Genomic DNA, 15804 nt, shown 5'->3' with positions numbered 1-15804 from the left:
GTCGGTGTGCTGTCGGCCGATCAGCGGCGGACGGCATTGAGCAGCGACTGGAACAGGCTGTCGGCGGTGGCGATGACCTGGGCGGCGGCCTGGTAGGCCTGCTGGTAACGCAGCAGGTCGGTGGCTTCCTCGTCCAGGTTGACGCCGGACACCGACTCGCGCTCGGCAATGACCTGGCCGTGGATCGCGACCTGCGCTTCCAGGTTCAACGCGGCGTGGCGGGCTTCGCCGCCGGTCTTGCCGGTCAGTTGCGACAGGCCGTTGGTGAGGCTCAGGGTGCCGCCGGTGAGCAGGTCCTGCTTGTCGGTCGCGGCCAGGTTCAGTGCGTTGGCGTTGTCGGACGAGCGCGGCGGGGTGCGCGACAGGCTGAACTGGTCGCCCGCGGCCGGGATGCCGTCGAGCTTGAGCGACCAGCCGTTGCCGGTGATCGGCGTGCCGGGGGTGTAGGCGAACGGGCCGGCGCCGTCGATGGTGTACTGGCCGGCGTCGATGAATTCGATCGACGCGCCGGCGAAGCCCGCGAACGCGGCGGCATCGGTGATCTTGCTGGCACCGGCCTTGGCGTTGCCGACGTTGCTGCTGTCGGCGCTGGTTTCCAGCGGCGCGGCGGCCGCGATGCGGGCGGGATCGGTCAGCGCGACCTTCAGCCCGCCGGCGGCACCCGAGGTGGGACGCAACGAGAAGCGGTCGCCGTTGGCCGGCGTGCCGCCCATCACCAGTTCCACGCCGTCGATCCTGAGCGGGTCGGCGGCGGTGCCGCTGCCGGTGACCGGGACCGCCTCGCCGGTGTCGGCACGGGTCGCGGCCCAGGTGCCGCCGTCGAAACGCAGTACCAGGTCGTTGCCCTTCAGCGCGCCGATGTCGCCGATGCTGGCATCGAACGTGGCGGTGCCGGTGTTGCCGGTGTGGCGGTCAATCCGCGGCGACGGCAGGGAGAAGAAGTCCGCGCCGGGCGCGCCGTTGTAGTCCACGCCGGCGCGCTGGGTGGCGTTGAACGCCTCGGCGAATGCGGTGGCCAGGCGGCCCAGCTCGGCGCGGGCGGGATCGAGCACGCGGCTGCGGAACTCCAGCAGGCCGCCGACTTCGCCGGACACGGTGGACGCCGACAGCGGCACCGAGCCGCCGCCGGTGGTTTCCAGCGAGAGCTGCAGGCGGTCGGCGTTGTAGGGGTCGGCGACGGTGCCCAGCGACATCGTGCGGGTGCCAAGCACCAGCGGCTGGCCGCCGGTGGTGAACACGTTGAGCGAGCCGTCGTCCTGGGCGACCGTGTGCGCGCCGACCAGGTTGGCGAGCTGGTCGATGCGCAGCGCGCGCTGGTCGATCAGGTCGGGCGTGGCGTTGGTGCGGGAGGCCGCGATGTCGCGGTTGAGCAGGGCGATCTCGCTGGCGAGCTGGTTGGCGGTCGCGACCTGGGCCTTGATGCGCTGGTTGACCTCGGTTTCCTGGCTGGCCATCTGGCCGTCCAGGTTGCTCCAGCGCGTGGCCAACTGCTGGCCGGCGGCGAGCAGGGCGTTGCGGGCGGAGGGCGAGGTCGGTTCCGCGCTGACACCTTCGGCTGCGGTGAAGAACGCCGACCATGGTGCGGCCAGGCCGCTGGCCGGGTCGGACACCAGCTTGTCCAGCCGGGTCGCCATCGCGGACAACTGGCCGAGCCGGCCGATCTCCGCGCTGCTGTCGATCTGGCGGCCGAACACCAGTCCGTCGGCCAGCCGCTGCAGGCCGGCGACGTCCACGCCGGCGCCGATGTAGCCGGCGGTGGTGCTCTGTCCGGGGCGCGCGGCAAAGTCGACCCGCTGGCGGCTGTAGCCGGGCGTGGACGCATTGGCGACGTTGTGGCCGACGGTGTTCAGTGCGCGCTGGAAGGCGAGCAGGGCCGAGCTTCCGGTGGATAGCAGTCCGCTCATGATCAGCCTCGGGGGTTGGAGTCGAGCGCGGCGTAGGCGCGGTCAGGGCGAGTGTTTGGCGCGTCGATCGGGCGATCGCCGGTGTCGGCCAGTGCGTTCAATGCGCGCTGGAGGGTCGGGCCGTTGGCGATCGCCGAGATCTTGGCCGCGTAGGACGGGTCGGTGGCGTAGCCGGCCTTCTGCAGTGCCGAGGCGAAGCGGCTGGCGTCGTCGCCGGCGGCGATCGCGCCGGAGTAGCGCTCGTTGCGCATCAGCCGGGCGTAGTCGGCGAAGCTCTGCTGCACCGAGTCGTAGGCGCGGAACTGCGCGCGCTGGTTCTGGCGCTTGCCGTCGACGAACTCGTGGGTCGCCGACTCGACTTTCGCGCCGCGCCAATTGGCCGACGACTTGATGCCGAACAGGTTGTGCGATGTGTCGCCGCCGACCAGCCGCCGGCCCCAGCCGGTTTCCAACGCGGCCTGGGCGACCAGCGCCTTGGCCGACACGCCCAGCTCGCGCGCGGTCTGCTTCGCCTGCGGCCAGATCGAGCGCACGAAGGCTTCCGGGCTGCTGCAATCGAGCTTGTTGCTCGGGTTGGCACTCGGGTTGGCGTCGGGATCCTCAGTGCGGGGCGCGGGCGGTGGCGGCAGCGGTGCCACGGCGGGCATCGACACGCCGGCGCGGCTGGGCGCGAGCATCAGCCCGGAACCAGATAAGCCGGAATGCTGCAAGCCATCCACAGCCAGTCCTGCGTGTCCAGCGCCGCCGGGCGAGGACGACAGCGGCATCGCCAGCGGCAGGTTCTGCACTAGGGCCAGCGGGCCGCTGCCGGTCACCGTACCCAGCGCCATCGGGCCGCCATGGACCGTCTTGCCCAGCGCCATCGATCCGGCCTCTGTCGTGGCGGCCGGCAGGCTGCGCGACAGTTGCCGCTCGATCATCGGCGCCAGACCGAGGCCGCGGCCCTTGGTCATTTCCTTGGCGAGCTGCTGGTCGTACATGTCGCGGTACATGGTGTTGTCGCCCAGCATCGGGTCGCCGAGGCTGGCGCTGCGCATCGACTTCAGCATCATCTGGGCGAACTGCGACTCCAGCTCGCGCGCAGCCGTCTGCAACCGTTCGCGCGAGGCATCGGCGGGCTGGAGGGGAATCGCGGTGGCGGAAGGCAGGCGCATGGCGGAGTCAGTGCAAGCCCCGTGCCTCGGTGTAGGAGCGACGTGAGTCGCGACCGCGCAGGGAATCGTTGCGGTGGGTAGTCCCCGTGGGACAACGGTGCACAACGACGGCAATCATCAGATCACCTCGAGCTCGGCGCGCAGCGCGCCGACGCGCTTGAGGGCTTCCAGGATCGCGACGATGTCGCCGGGGGCTGCGCCGACCGCGTTCACCGCGTTGACGATGGCCTGCAGCGAGCTGCCTTCCAGCAGGAACATGCGGTTGCCTTGCTCGCTGACCTCGATGGAGGACTGCGGCACCACGGCGGTGGTGCCGCCACCGAACGCGCCGGGCTGGCTGATCTGCGCGCTCTCCATGATCGACACCGTCAGCGAGCCGTGTGACACCGCCGCCGGCAGCACGCTGACGTGGCCGCCCATGACCACGGTGCCGGTGCGGGAGTTGACGATGACCTTGGCGGCGGAAGCGCCCGGGCTGATGTCCAGCGCCTCCAGCTGGGCCAGGAAGCCGATGCGGTCGTTGCCGGGCGCGGCGATCTCGATGGTCACCCCGTCCACGGCCCGCGCGATGCCGGGGCCGAACGCACCGTTGACCGCGGTCACGATGCGCGAGGCGGTGGTGAAGTCGAACTCGTGCAGGTTGAGGGTGATGGTGTCGGACGTCGAGGCATTGCCGGGCACCGCGCGCTCGACCGTCGCGCCGTTGGGGATCCGGCCGCCGTTGGGCGCGTTGACCGAGATCCGCGAGCCGTCACGGCCGGACGCCCCGAACCCGCTGACCATCAGGCTGCCCTGGGCGATCGCGTAGACCTGGCCATCGGCGCCCTTGAGCGGCGCCATCAGCAGGCTGCCGCCGCGCAGCGAGCCGGCGTTGCCGATCGAGGACACGGTGACGTCGATGGTTTGCCCCGGTTTGGCGTACGGCGGCAACTCGGCATGGATCGCCACCGCGGCGACATTCTTGAGCTGCGGGTTCACGCCCGGCGGCAGGGTCACGCCGAGCTGGTCGAGCATGGTTTTCAGGCTCTGCACGGTGAACTGGGTCTGGCTGGTGCGGTCGCCGCTGCCGTCCAGCCCGACCACCAGGCCGTAGCCGACGAGCGCGTTGCCGCGCACGCCGGCGACCTGGGCCAGGTCCTTGATGCGTTCCGCACTGGCCGGGCCGGCCGCGAACAGCGCGAGCAGGGCAATGGCGGCGATGGAGCGGAGGGAGATTGACGCACGCATGTCGTGCTCCTCAGTACGGGAAGGCGGCGGAGTTGAAGAACCGGCCCAGCCAGCCCATGGCATTGGAACGCGCCAGCGTGCCGCGACCGCCATAGACGATCTGCGCGTTGCCGACGCGGTCGGACGTGATGCGGTTGTCAGGGCCGATATCGGCCGTCCGCACGATTCCTTGAACCTGCACCAGCTCGTCGCCCTGGTTCAGCCGCACCTGCTTCTGCCCGCTGACCAGCAGGTTGCCGTTGCCGAGCGCCTTGACCACGCTGACGGTGACCTCGCCGTCGAGGCGGTTGCTCTGGGTGGAATCGCCGGAGCCGTTGAAGTCGCGGCCGGCCTCGATTTCGGCCTGCAGGATCGACTGGCCGTTGTGGGTCACCGGCACCCCGGCGATGACAGGCGCGCCCAGGCTGAGACCCGAGTTCTTGGAGACCGCAGTCTTGGCGCGGGAGGTGGACGAGGTGCGCTCCACCAGCACGATGGTCAGCAGGTCGCCGACCTCGCGCGCCTTGTTGTCCTGGAACAGCCGCAGGCCGGTGGTATTTCCGCCGCCGCTGTTGGCGTAGATCGAGCCGCTGGAATGCCGGGCCTGGCTGGCCATGGCGGTCGGGTGGGCGCCGGGCATGGCGGGGCTGGAGGCCATCGGAATGTCCATGCCGGCCATCGGTGCGACCGGCGCGAACGGGCGCACGTCGCCGACCACGCTGGCGCAGCCGGCGAGGGTCAGCAGGGCGACGGCGACGGGAAGCAGCAGGTGCCGGGGCATCGAGGTGCTTGAAGCAACGTCCATGGATCCCCGCCCGCGCGGGGATGACGGGCTACTACTGCCGTCACTCCCGCGAAGGCGGGAGCCCATGGACGTTGCTTTTCGCACGACCTCATCAAGCAATTTCATGATCGCCCCGTCACAGGTTCTGGTTGAGGAAACCGAGCATCTGGTCGGTGGTGGAGATCGCCTTGGCATTGGTCTCGTAGGCGCGCTGGGTCTCGATCATCGACACCAGTTCCTCGACCACGTTGACGTTGCTGCCTTCCAGCGCGCCCTGCACCAGCAGGCCGGCGCCGTTCTCGCCGGGCGCGCCCTGCTGGGCCGGGCCGCTGGCGCCGGTTTCCACGTACAGGTTGCCGCCCTTGGCCTGCAGGCCGGCGGGGTTGATGAAGTCCGACACCACCAGCGCGCCGATCTGCACGCCTTCGGCCTGGCCGGCGATCTGCACGGTGATGGTGCCGTCGCCGGCGATGGTCACGCTCTGCGCGCCTTCGGGAAGCTGCAGGCCCGGCTGCACCGGGTAGCCGGCGTTGGTGACCAGCTCGCCCTGCGAGTTGACCTGGAAACTGCCGTCGCGGGTGTAGGCCGGGCTGCCGTCGGGCATCAGGACCTCGAAGAAGCCGCGGCCGTTGATCGCCACGTCCAGCGCGTTGCCGGTCTGCGACAGGTTGCCCTGGGTGTGCTGCTTGTCGGTCGCCGCCACGCGCACGCCGGTGCCGGTGGACAGGCCGGTCGGCAACTGGGTCTGCTCGGAGGAAGCGCCGCCGGCCTGGCGGACGGTCTGGTACAGCAGGTCCTCGAAGCTGGCGCGGTCGCGCTTGAAGCCGGTGGTGTTGGTGTTGGCGAGGTTGTTGGAGATCACCGCCATGCGCGTCTGCTGCGCGTCTAGGCCGGTCTTGGCGATCCAGAGTGCCTGGGTCATGGGGAAATCCTCCGGGGAATCAGGGGTGGTGCGGCGGGGTCAGCCGAGCAGGTGGATGGAGAAATCAGCGCGCGGACAGCAGCGAGTTGCTGGCCTTGGCGTTGTCGTCACCGCTCTGCAAGACCCGTACCTGCATCTCGAACTGGCGCGACAGCTGGATCATCGACACCAGCATCGAGGTGCTGTCGACGTTGCTCTGCTCCAGCGCGCCGGAGGTCAGCACCACGCCGGCGGCGGGCGGCAGCGGCTCGGCGCCGGGTGGCAGGCGCATCAGGCCGTCCTCGCCACGCTCCAGGTCGAGCGTGCGGGCGGCCGCGATCTGCAGGCGGCCGACCTCGGCCATGGTGTTGGCGGGCTGGCCCAGCGGCACCACCGAGATCGTGCCGTCGTTGCCGATCAGCAGCGATTCGTGCGGCGGGATCGCGATGGGCGCGCCGTTCTGGTCGAGCACGGACAGGCCGGAGGCGGTGGTCAGCAGACCGTTCTGGCTCAGCTTCAGGTCGCCGGCACGGGTGTAGGCCACTTCGCCGCCGGGCGTCTGCACGGCCAGCCAGCGGTCCTGGTCCATCGCCACGTCCAGCACGTTGCCGGTGGCGTTGATTGCGCCGGCGGTGTCGCTGACGCCGAGCGTGCGGTAGGCCGCCGCGACGCGCGAGCCGTGGCCGTCGCCGTCCACCGGACGGGCGACGGTACCGGCCAGGGTGGCCTGAAAGCCGACGGTGTTGGCGTTGGCGAGATTGTGGGAGACCGCGCCCTGCGCCCGCAAAGTGGCGCTGGCCCCGGTCATCGCCACGTACATGGCCTTGTCGATCATGGACTTGCTCCGTCTGGGCCTGCTCCGTCGTTCCTGCACGGGCGGAAATCTGTGAACGTTCGTTGCTGCGTCGCCGCGCCGTTGCCCCCGCCGACGTCCATGGATCCCCGCCTGCGCGGGGATGACGTCAAGAGGGCGCGCGGGGATGACGCCCCGGTACCGTCGTTCCCGCGCAGGCGGGAACCCAGGGACGTTCGTTGTTGCGTTGTCGCTGCGGAACCGGGGCGGATCATCAGCGGATGTTGATCACGGTCTGGGTGATCTGGTCCTGGGTGGAGATCATCTGCGCGTTGGCCTGGAAGTTGCGCTGCGCGGTGATCATGTTGACCAGCTGCTCGGTCAGGTCGACGTTGGACGCTTCCAGCGCGCCGCCCTGGACCATGCCGAACGCCGACGAGCCGGCGGTGCCCACGCGCGCATCACCGGACTCCGCGGTCTCCGCCCAGGCGTTGTCGCCCAGCGACTGCAGACCCTGCGGGTTGGCGAAGTTGGTCAGTGCGACCTGGCCCAGCGGGGTCGACACGCCGTTGGTGTAGCGCGCGTTGACGACGCCTTCGGCCGACACCTCGATGCCGGTCAGGCGGCCGGTGGCATGGCCGTCCTGCACCAGCGCGGAGACGCCGAACTTGTTTCCGTACTGGGTGGAGTTGCCCAGGTCGAGGGTGATCGCCATCGGCGCTGCGCCGTTGCCGGGGTCGTGGGGCGGCATCGGGAACCGGCCCGGGCTGGGCGACAGCAGCGCACCGGTATCGGAGTACTGCAGCGTGGTCGGTGCGCCGGTGGCGGTGCCGTCGATGGAGGTATGGATCTCCCACTCGTTGGCGTTGGCGGTCTTCACGAAATGCATCGATTGCGTGTGCGCCGCACCCAGCGAGTCGTACACGGTCAGCGAGGTGGTGTGGGTGTAGGTCTCCGGGTCGTTGCCGTCGAACGGCGTGATGGCCGGCGGCTTGGCCTCGGCCGACAGGTTGGTGCCGATGTCGACCTTGCCGGTGGCCCGCGGCGGGGCGTCCCCGACCGCCAGTTGCAGATCGCCGAGCCGGCCGGTATCGAAGCCGATGCCACTGGCGCTGGGCGGGAACACCTGCAGGCGGTGGCCGGCGGGATTGACCACGAATCCGTCGGCGTCGGCACCGAAATTGCCGGCGCGCGAGTACACGGTGGCGCCGTTGTTGGACATGGTGAAGAAGCCCTGGCCGCTGATGGCCAGGTCCAGCGCCTTGCCGCTGAACTCGACGTTGCCCTGGTCGAACTGCTGCGCGACCTGGGCCAGCTTGACGCCCGCGCCGATCGCGTTGCGCGACAGGCCGTAGGCGGAGACCGGGAACACGTCGGCGAATTCCGCGCGCGACTGCTTGAAGCCGGTGGTGTTGGCGTTGGCGATGTTGTTGGACGTGACGTTGAGGTCGGACGTGGCCGCGTTCATGCCACTGAGCGAGATGCGGAAACTCATGCGGTGTGCTCCTGGAGGGGCGGTGGAAGGCGGCGGTCAGCCGACACGACGGATCGAGGACAGCGGGTGGCTGCCAAGACCTGAAAGATTGAGGACGAGCCCGGTCGGCTCGATGGAGACGCTGTCCACCTTCGCGGACAGGCGCAGGTCGAGGGTTTCGGCGTCCTTGCCCGTGCCGCTGGTGGCACGGATGGAGTACTGGCCGGCGGCGATCGGCTCGCCATCGTCGTTGCGGCCGTCCCACTGCCAGGGGACGTTGCCGGCCGCGCCGGCCTCGACGCTGGTCTTGCGTACGATCGCGCCGGCGCTGTCGACAATCTCGATCTGGATCGTGCCGGCGGTGGTGGCGACGATCTCGCCATGCGTGCCGGCACCGGCCGCCAGGTCGACCTTGTCGGCCGCCACCAGCGCCTCGCGGCCGACCAGGCTGGCCGCGCGCAGGGTCTGGTCGGACTCCATCACGCTGGCCATCGAGCCCATCGCGGACTGCATGTTGTCGATGCCCTGCACGGTGGAGAACTGCGCCAGCTGGCCGAGGAACTGGTTGTTGTCCAGCGGCTTCAGCGGGTCCTGGTTCTTGAGCTGCTCGGTCATCAGGCGCAGGAAGTCGGCCTGGCCCAGCGAGGTGCTGCGGTCGTTGGCCTGCGGGGCCAGGCCGAGCGCCCCGTAGGGGTTGTCGTTGTTGGTGCCGGTGATGCTGGTCATGGGGTCGTCTCGTCAGTGCGGGTGGGCTACTTGCCCATGTTCAAGGTCGCCATGGCCAGTTCCTTGGCGGTGTTGAACACCTCCACGTTGGCCTGGTAGCTGCGCGAGGCGGAGATCATGTCGACCATCTGCGCGACCGGATCGATGTCGGGCGCGTAGACGTAGCCGCCGTCGTCGGCCAGCGGGTGGCCGGGGTCGTAGCGGCGGATCGGCGCGGCGTCGGACCGGGTGACTTCCTTGACCTGCACGCCGGCCAGTTCGGGTTTGCCGGCCACCGTCTCGGCGGAAAACACCGGATGCAGCGGGCGGTAGACCGCATCCGGGTCACCGGATACCGAGTCGGCATTGGCGAGGTTGCTGGCCACGGTGCTGAGGCGCACCGACTGGGCGTTCATCGCCGAACCGGCGACGTCGAAGATCGGGAGGGTCATCGCGATCGCTCCTTATTGCCCGGTGATCGCGGTCAACATGCCGCGCACCTTGGACTCGACGAACGACAGCGAGGCGCGGTATTCCAGCGACGCCTGGGCGAACGCGGCCTTGGCCCGCTCTCCGTCCACGGTGTTGCCGTCCATGCTGGGCTGGGTGGAGGCGGGGGCGTAGCGGGCCGCCTGTGCGGCCTGCGTGATGTGGTCGCCTACACCGCGGTCGGGTTGCAGCGCGGCGCGCAGGGCACTGCTGAAGTCCATGTCCTGGGCCTGGAAGCCCGGGGTGTCGGCGTTGGCGAGGTTGGAGGCAAGCAGCTGCAGGCGCTGCTCTCGCAGGGCCAGCGCGGTGCCGTGGATACCAAGGAAATCGGACATTGCGCCCTCCGGGGTGCGTGTTCACCCGGAGTCAAGCAAGCGGCGTGCCAGAGCGGCCGCGGACAGGCCTCAACCCGTTTTCTGGAGCGCGCTCATGCGCACGGCAATGCGTTGCGCCAGTTCGTTCTCGGAGTACTTGGGCACGAAATCGTCCGCGCCCACGCGCTCCACCATCGCATGGTTGAACACGCCCGACAGCGAGGTGTGCAGCAGGACGTACAGGCCGCGCAGCATCGGGTCGCGTCGGATTTCCGTCGTCAGCGTGTAGCCGTCCATCGCCGGCATCTCGATATCCGAGATCACCATCGCATAGCGCTGCTGCGGCGGCAGGCCGCTTTCGGCCAGTTGCTGCAGGTGCTCCAGTGCCTGGCGGCCATCCGACAGCAGGGTTGCCGGCAGGCCGAGCTGCTCCAGCACCGAGCGGATCTGGTTGCGCGCGACGCGCGAGTCGTCCACCACCAGCACTTCCTGCGGAACGCCCGCGACCGGCTGCAGCGCGATGATGCTGCCGGCGTCGCTGGGCCGCGGGCAGGACTCCGCCAGCACGCTTTCCACGTCGATCAGCTGGATCAGCTCGCCATGGTGGCGGGTCACGCCGGTCAGGTAGTTGCCATCGCCGCCCAGGTCCGGTGGCGGCTGGATGTCCTCGACCGCGACGTTGACGATGCGGTCCACGCCGGCCACCAGGAAACCCTGCACGCTGCGGTTGAACTCGGTGACCACCAGGTACTCCGGCGGCGGCGCGCCCTTGGTGTCGTAGCCGATCGCCCGCGCCAGGTCGAGCACCGGCACCGTGCGGCCGCGGATATCGGCCGCGCCACTGAACGCCGACGGCAGCTGCGGCAGGGTGAACAGCGGCGGCCGCGGGATGACTTCCTGCACCTTGAACACGTTGACGCCAAAAAGCTGACGCGGCCCCAGCCGGAACAGCAACAGGGCCAGCCGGTTGTGCCCCGCCAGGCGGGTGCGTTGGTCGATTCGGTCCAGCAGTTGGTGGCTCATGCAGGCGTTGTCGGCGAACTCCGGCGGTTCTTGAGGGTCGATGTGCGGAAAGCGCTGCGAAAGCCGCGCGCCCTGGTGTGTTGTAGGAGCTGCGTAAGCTGCGACCTGACCATCCGCCCCCGCGATTGCGCTGCTTCGCATGGGACGGTGACGATATCGGCACCGCTTTCCGTCCGGTCATGCACAGGTGCTGGCAAGTGCAGTCTCTGCGCGTTCGCGACTCACGTCGCTCCTACACCCGGGTGAGCGCGATCTGGTTGTTGTAGGAGCTGCGTAAGCTGCGACCTGTGCGTCGGTTGCCGCGATCGCACCGGTTCGCACGCGACGGCGGTTACATCCGCACCGCTTTCCTTTCGCCCGGGTGGACGCGTCCGGCACGTGCGGTTTCCGTGCGTTCGCGGCTGAAGCCCGCTCCTACAGAAGCGAACGATCGCGTGCGGATCAACGGGCAAAGCGCCTCCCGGCATGCAATTTGCTTGTGGGATGGGAGGTTCCTGCCCAGAGAGTGCCGTGCACCTGTTTTTATCCAGTGCTCCATCCCGTGCCCTGTCCAGCATCGTGTTGGCGTTCATCGTGTCGGTCGCTGCGGCTCCGCTGTCCGCCACCGAAGGCACGACCGATCCGGCGGCAATCCGCGAGGCGGCATTGGCGGCGCTGGGCGTCACCGGTACCGGTTCGGAGGCGATGGTCGACTCGGCCTTGCGCCTGGCGGCCTGCAGCACGGCGCTGCAGGCACGGCCGACCGGCCCGCGGACGGTGGAGGTGCACTGCGGCGATGCGCCCGGCTGGCGTGTCTATGTGCCCGTACGTGTGCGCAAGGAGGCCGATGTGGTGGTGTTGACCCGGCCGGTGCCGGCGGGCCAGCCGATCACGGCGGAACACATCGCGATGGGCCGTCGCGACATCGCCGGCGCTGGCGCAGCGGTATTTGATGATCCGGTCGAGGTGATCGGAATGACCGCGGTCCAGGGGCTGGTACCGGGAAGCGCGTTGACCCGCACCGACCTCGCCAACGGCAGCCTGCTCAAGCGCGGCGACCCGGTGATGCTGGTGTCGCGGGTGGGTGGGGTGGAAGTGCGCATGAGCGGTCGCGCGCTGGGCCGGGCCGCGCCGGGCGAGACGGTGGCGGTCGAGAATCTCGGCTCCCGGCGTATCATCCGCGGTCGCCTGGTCGGCGATGGCCTGGTGGAAGTGGTGCGTTGATGCCGCGGGAGGTCGGGGGTGGAGCTGCCGCGCTGAACGTTTTTCCAGACAGGGCTAAAGTTCCGTCCGGCGCGGTCGTTACCCCACATGACCGAGCAATCAGGAGCGTGTGATGTCCAACCAGATCAACGGCAGTCCGATGGCGGCCCGCGCCGTCGAGCTTGCATCGACGGGCCCGGCTCGCGCCCGTGCCGGCGAAGACCGTTCCCAGCCGGTGGCGGCGACTCCGCCGGCCGACAGCATGCGGCTGACGGGCGAGGCGGCGGGGCTGCAGGCGCTGGAACGCTCTCTCGGTGCGGCACCGGCCGGCATCGACGTGACCAAGGTCAACGCGCTGCGTGCGGCGCTGGCCGACGGCAGCTACCGGATCGACCCGGAGCAGATCGCCACCCGGATGCTGGCCTTCGAGGAAGCGTTGCAGAAATGACCCTGGCGACCCAGCCGTCGATGCTGGCGTCGCTGGACGCCCTCGAGCATGCCCTGCGCGCCGAGCGCCAGGCGCTGCTGGATCATGACGTCGATGCGCTGCTGGATTCGACCCGGGCCAAGCTGGTCGCGCTGCGGCAGGTCGAGGCGCGGCCGCTCAGCGACGACGTGTCGGGGCGCGTGATCGCGCTGAGCGAACTCAATCGCGACAACAGCGTACTGCTCGCCCGCCGTCGGCGCGAAGTCACCTGGGCCTTGCGCCACCTCGGCCGGCTGGATTCGGTCGGCGTGTACGATGCGGGGGGACAGTCCAGCGCCCGCCCGCAGGTGCGCAGTCTCGGAGTGGGATGAGCGACAAAGATCGACCCGGCGATATCCGTCCATGGAGTGATGACCTGCTGACGGTGTTGTCGTTGGCGGACGTAGCGATCGTCCTGTTTCACCCGGACAGCGGGGCCGCCCAGGCCAATCCCGCCGCCAATACACTCGCCCAGGCGCTGCAGCCCGCTCCCCCTGCGGCAACTCCAGACACTGAAGCCGACCCGGCTCCCGACCCCATCGACCGCCTGCTCGGCCATATCCCGGCAGGCGCGTGGGAAATCGCCCGATGCGAGGGACGCTGGACCGGTGAAATCCGGCTCGACAAGCCGCCGACGGTGCTGGAGATCAAGCTGTTTTCCGAGAACGGCGGCGATCGATGCCGGTTCGCGACCTTTGTCGATGTCACTGCGCGTTCCGCCCGCGAGGCCGAGCTGCAGAGCCGCCACGACGAACTGCAGACCACCTACGAGCGGCTCGCCGGCACCCAGGAGCAACTGCTGCAATCGGAGAAGATGGCCTCCATCGGCCAGCTTGCCGCCGGCGTGGCGCACGAGATCAACAACCCGGTCGGCTACGTGCACTCCAACCTGGGCACGCTGCAGGAGTACGTCGACTCGTTGCTGGCGCTGCTGGACGCCTACGCCTCAGCGCTGCAGGGCGACGCGCGGCAAGATGATGCGCGGCCGGATGAAGGCCAGGCCGGCAAGCGCGAGGCGCTGCAGGCGATGCGCAGCCGGCTGGATATCGACTTCATCATCGGTGACGTTCCGCAGTTGCTGGCGGAGTCGCGCGAAGGCATCGAGCGGGTCACCAAGATCGTCCAGGACCTGAAGGATTTTTCCCGCATCGGACCCGATGAGCCGATGCGTCCGTCGGATATCCAGAAAGGCCTGGAATCGACCCTCAACATTGTCTGGAACGACCTGAAGTACAAGGTCCGCGTCGAGAAGTACTACGGCCGGTTGCCGCTGGTGGAGTGCCACGCCTCGGAGATCAACCAGGTGCTGATGAACCTGCTGATCAACGCCGGCCACGCGATCCACGAGCGCGGCACGCTGGTGCTTGCGACCGGTGCGGACGACGGCGAGGTCTGGATCAGCATCAGCGACAGCGGTTGCGGCATTCCCGACGAGGTGCTGCAGCGGATCTTCGACCCCTTCTACACCACCAAGCCGATCGGTCGCGGCACCGGGCTGGGGCTGGCGATCTGCTACAGCATCATCGCCAAGCACCACGGGCGGATCGAGGTGTCCAGCCGGCTCGGTGTCGGCAGCACGTTCCGGGTCGTGTTGCCGGTGTCGCAGCCCGATCCGCCGCGTGCCGGAGCGCCGCCAGTCTAGTCATTGCACCTGGTGCGTTCCGCCTAATACGCCGTCTCGTCGCTGGCCTGCTGTTCATAGGCACGGAACGCGGCCTGGATGTGGTCGCGCAGTTCCTCGTCATTCCAGGGCTTGGTCAGGAAGCGGTAGATCGCGCCGTGGTTGATCGCCTCGGTGATCGTGGCCAGGTCGGTGTAGCCCGACAGCACCATGCGCACGGTGTCGGGGTAGAGCTCGCGCACGCGGGTCAGGAACTCGGTCCCGCTCATGTCCGGCATGCGCTGGTCGGACAGGATGACCTGGACCGTGTTGCCGGCGAGCAGGTCGAACGCCTCGCGCACGCTGTTCGCGGCCAGCACCTGGTAGCCGTCGCGGCGGAACAGGCGCACCAGTGAGCGCAGCACGTTCTCCTCGTCGTCCAGCAGCAGCAGGGTGCGTTCGGGACGGGTCGGGGCAAACGCGGACGGCAGCAGGAAGCGACGGCGGATCATCTCGTCCAGCTCCTCGGCCGGGGCCGGCGCGCTGAACAGGTAGCCCTGGAAGAAGTCGCAATGGTTGCGGCGCAGGAAGCCCAGTTCGGTCTCGTTTTCCACGCCCTTGGCGGTGACCTTCATGCCCAGGTTGTGGCCCATCGCGATGATGCCGCGCACGATCGCCGCGCTGCGGTTGTCGCTGGCGACATTGCGGATGAAACTGCGGTCGATCTTCAGCCGGTCCAGCGGGTACTGCGCCAGTGCCGCGATGCTCAGTCCGCCCAGCCCGAAATCGCGCACGGTCAGGATCGCTCCCAAGGCGCGCAGGCCGATCAGGTTCTCCTGCACCTGGCGCGCATCCAGCGCCAGTGCGCTCTCCGGGATCTCGAACTCCAGCGCCCGCGGCGACAGGTCGTGGCGGTGCAGCAGCTCCCCGATCCGGTCCAGGCAGTCGCGCTGGGTCAACAGCTCGTCGGTCAGGTGCACCGACACGTCGAGGTAGTCCAGCCCCTGCTGCCGCCATTGCGCGAGCTGGCGCATTGCCGCTTCCACCACCCACCAGCCCAGCCGCGCGGACAGGCCGACCCGTTCGATGATTTCCATGAAGCGGTTCGGCGCCAGCAGTCCGTGATGCTCGGTCTGCCAGCGCACCAGCGCGCTGAAGCCGCACAGACCACCGTCGTTGGCGTTGATCAGGGGCTGGTAGAACAGGCGGAACTCGTTGTTGTCCAGCGCTTCCACGAAGCGCTCGGCGAAGCCGTCACTGGAGGCCGCCGGGACCGGGGTGGCCGTATACAGGCCGACGTTGTCGAGGCCCTGCTGCTTGACCTGCAGCAGTGCCTGCTCGGCCTTGGCCAGCAGGACGGCAGCATTGTTGGCGTGGTCGGGAAACACCGCCACGCCGATCGACAGCGTGATCGGCAGGGTATACGGCGGGATCGACAACGGGATCTCGAACTCGTCGCGGATCTGGTCGGCGACGTTGCTGCCGTCGGATTCGCCCTCGCGGTAGCCGATCGCGGCGATGAACTCGTCGCTGGCCAGCCGCCACAGCCAGCCGTCCGGCGGCAGCGTCTTGCGCAACCGTTGGGCGACGGCGGCAAGCACCTTGTCGCCGACTTCTTCGCCCATGTTCACGTTGATCGAGTTGAACATGTCGATGTCGATATGCAGCAACGCGACCTGGCGACGGGTCGCGCTGGCCGCGGCCAGGGCCGTGGTCAGGCTGGGGCCGTTGGCGCCAAGACGATAGATCCCCGCGACCGGGTCGAGGGAGATGTAACCGAAATCGTCGTAGCGCTTCGACATGCTGCCG

Annotated in this window: 16 protein-coding genes; 4 read left to right on the top strand and 12 right to left on the bottom strand. The window is 68.9% G+C overall.

Going from position 1 to position 15804, the window contains the following annotated elements:
• Positions 1-20: 20 nt before the first annotated feature.
• From flgK to N792_RS08690, 11 genes are all read right to left on the bottom strand, one after another.
• On the bottom strand, positions 21-1904 hold the full coding sequence (flgK, locus tag N792_RS08740; protein ID WP_036194164.1) for a flagellar hook-associated protein FlgK: 1884 nt from the start codon (positions 1902-1904) through the stop codon (positions 21-23).
• A 2-nt stretch (positions 1905-1906) separates the two neighbouring features.
• Positions 1907-3058 carry a glucosaminidase domain-containing protein gene (locus N792_RS08735; RefSeq protein WP_052103823.1) on the bottom strand — a complete coding sequence of 384 codons (1152 nt, stop codon included), beginning with the start codon at positions 3056-3058 and terminating at the stop codon, positions 1907-1909.
• 117 nt (positions 3059-3175) lie between these two features.
• On the bottom strand, positions 3176-4285 hold the full coding sequence (locus N792_RS08730; protein ID WP_036194161.1) for a flagellar basal body P-ring protein FlgI: 1110 nt from the start codon (positions 4283-4285) through the stop codon (positions 3176-3178).
• A gap of 10 nt (positions 4286-4295) precedes the next feature.
• Positions 4296-5069, bottom strand: a complete 774-nt coding sequence (locus N792_RS08725; protein ID WP_084105606.1) for a flagellar basal body L-ring protein FlgH — start codon at positions 5067-5069, stop codon at positions 4296-4298.
• Positions 5070-5184: 115 nt separating this feature from the next.
• On the bottom strand, positions 5185-5970 hold the full coding sequence (flgG, locus tag N792_RS08720; protein ID WP_036194158.1) for a flagellar basal-body rod protein FlgG: 786 nt from the start codon (positions 5968-5970) through the stop codon (positions 5185-5187).
• Positions 5971-6034: 64 nt separating this feature from the next.
• Positions 6035-6781 (bottom strand): flagellar basal body rod protein FlgF, encoded by a 747-nt coding sequence (locus N792_RS08715; protein WP_036194349.1) that lies wholly within the window; start codon positions 6779-6781, stop codon positions 6035-6037.
• A 235-nt stretch (positions 6782-7016) separates the two neighbouring features.
• Positions 7017-8237: a flagellar hook protein FlgE gene (gene flgE, locus N792_RS08710; protein ID WP_036194157.1), complete on the bottom strand. Its 1221-nt coding sequence runs from the start codon at positions 8235-8237 to the stop codon at positions 7017-7019.
• A gap of 36 nt (positions 8238-8273) precedes the next feature.
• Positions 8274-8942 carry a flagellar hook assembly protein FlgD gene (locus N792_RS08705; RefSeq protein WP_036194155.1) on the bottom strand — a complete coding sequence of 223 codons (669 nt, stop codon included), beginning with the start codon at positions 8940-8942 and terminating at the stop codon, positions 8274-8276.
• A gap of 26 nt (positions 8943-8968) precedes the next feature.
• Positions 8969-9373, bottom strand: a complete 405-nt coding sequence (flgC, locus tag N792_RS08700; RefSeq protein ID WP_036194153.1) for a flagellar basal body rod protein FlgC — start codon at positions 9371-9373, stop codon at positions 8969-8971.
• 12 nt (positions 9374-9385) lie between these two features.
• Positions 9386-9745 carry a flagellar basal body rod protein FlgB gene (gene flgB, locus N792_RS08695; RefSeq protein WP_036194152.1) on the bottom strand — a complete coding sequence of 120 codons (360 nt, stop codon included), beginning with the start codon at positions 9743-9745 and terminating at the stop codon, positions 9386-9388.
• A 69-nt stretch (positions 9746-9814) separates the two neighbouring features.
• Complete coding sequence (locus N792_RS08690) at positions 9815-10747, bottom strand: chemotaxis protein (RefSeq protein WP_036194150.1); 933 nt, start codon at positions 10745-10747, stop codon at positions 9815-9817.
• 510 nt (positions 10748-11257) lie between these two features.
• On the opposite strand from N792_RS08690, the gene flgA reads away from it, so the two are divergent.
• The 4 genes from flgA to N792_RS08670 all read left to right on the top strand — a co-directional run bounded on the left by flgA (position 11258) and on the right by N792_RS08670 (position 14037).
• The gene (gene flgA / locus N792_RS08685; protein WP_224743867.1) at positions 11258-11950 is read left to right on the top strand and encodes a flagellar basal body P-ring formation chaperone FlgA; all 693 of its coding nucleotides are present in this window, start codon (positions 11258-11260) and stop codon (positions 11948-11950) included.
• A 112-nt stretch (positions 11951-12062) separates the two neighbouring features.
• Positions 12063-12377, top strand: a complete 315-nt coding sequence (flgM, locus tag N792_RS08680; RefSeq protein ID WP_036194148.1) for a flagellar biosynthesis anti-sigma factor FlgM — start codon at positions 12063-12065, stop codon at positions 12375-12377.
• A complete protein-coding gene (locus tag N792_RS08675; protein ID WP_425478868.1) occupies positions 12374-12727 on the top strand; it encodes a flagellar protein FlgN in 354 nt (117 codons plus the stop codon). Before flgM ends, N792_RS08675 begins: the two co-directional genes overlap by 4 nt.
• A complete protein-coding gene (locus N792_RS08670; protein WP_084105602.1) occupies positions 12724-14037 on the top strand; it encodes an ATP-binding protein in 1314 nt (437 codons plus the stop codon). The genes N792_RS08675 and N792_RS08670 overlap by 4 nt, the downstream gene beginning before the upstream one ends.
• 23 nt (positions 14038-14060) lie before the next feature.
• Here N792_RS08670 and N792_RS08665 read toward each other — a convergent pair whose 3' ends face one another.
• The gene (locus N792_RS08665; protein WP_052103822.1) at positions 14061-15797 is read right to left on the bottom strand and encodes an EAL domain-containing protein; all 1737 of its coding nucleotides are present in this window, start codon (positions 15795-15797) and stop codon (positions 14061-14063) included.
• Positions 15798-15804 lie beyond the last annotated feature (7 nt).

The organism is Lysobacter concretionis Ko07 = DSM 16239, assembly GCF_000768345.1.
GTDB classification, from domain to species: Bacteria; Pseudomonadota; Gammaproteobacteria; order Xanthomonadales; family Xanthomonadaceae; genus Novilysobacter; species Novilysobacter concretionis.
Note: the sequence above shows the minus strand (reverse complement) of the source record. Positions and strands in the feature narration are given on the sequence as shown.

Bases quoted from the DNA above. Each gene is read 5' to 3' on its own strand.
- N792_RS08725 (WP_084105606.1), bottom strand. From the start codon at position 5,069: ATGGACGTTGCTTCAAGCACCTCGATGCCCCGGCACCTGCTGCTTCCC.
- flgM (WP_036194148.1), top strand. From the start codon at position 12,063: ATGTCCAACCAGATCAACGGCAGTCCGATGGCGGCCCGCGCCGTCGAG.
- flgE (WP_036194157.1), bottom strand. From the start codon at position 8,237: ATGAGTTTCCGCATCTCGCTCAGTGGCATGAACGCGGCCACGTCCGAC.
- N792_RS08665 (WP_052103822.1), bottom strand. From the start codon at position 15,797: ATGTCGAAGCGCTACGACGATTTCGGTTACATCTCCCTCGACCCGGTC.
- flgK (WP_036194164.1), bottom strand. From the start codon at position 1,904: ATGAGCGGACTGCTATCCACCGGAAGCTCGGCCCTGCTCGCCTTCCAG.
- N792_RS08735 (WP_052103823.1), bottom strand. From the start codon at position 3,058: ATGCGCCTGCCTTCCGCCACCGCGATTCCCCTCCAGCCCGCCGATGCC.
- N792_RS08705 (WP_036194155.1), bottom strand. From the start codon at position 8,942: ATGACCAGCATCACCGGCACCAACAACGACAACCCCTACGGGGCGCTC.
- N792_RS08675 (WP_425478868.1), top strand. From the start codon at position 12,374: ATGACCCTGGCGACCCAGCCGTCGATGCTGGCGTCGCTGGACGCCCTC.
- N792_RS08690 (WP_036194150.1), bottom strand. From the start codon at position 10,747: ATGAGCCACCAACTGCTGGACCGAATCGACCAACGCACCCGCCTGGCG.
- flgG (WP_036194158.1), bottom strand. From the start codon at position 5,970: ATGACCCAGGCACTCTGGATCGCCAAGACCGGCCTAGACGCGCAGCAG.
- flgC (WP_036194153.1), bottom strand. From the start codon at position 9,373: ATGACCCTCCCGATCTTCGACGTCGCCGGTTCGGCGATGAACGCCCAG.
- N792_RS08670 (WP_084105602.1), top strand. From the start codon at position 12,724: ATGAGCGACAAAGATCGACCCGGCGATATCCGTCCATGGAGTGATGAC.
- N792_RS08730 (WP_036194161.1), bottom strand. From the start codon at position 4,285: ATGCGTGCGTCAATCTCCCTCCGCTCCATCGCCGCCATTGCCCTGCTC.
- flgB (WP_036194152.1), bottom strand. From the start codon at position 9,745: ATGTCCGATTTCCTTGGTATCCACGGCACCGCGCTGGCCCTGCGAGAG.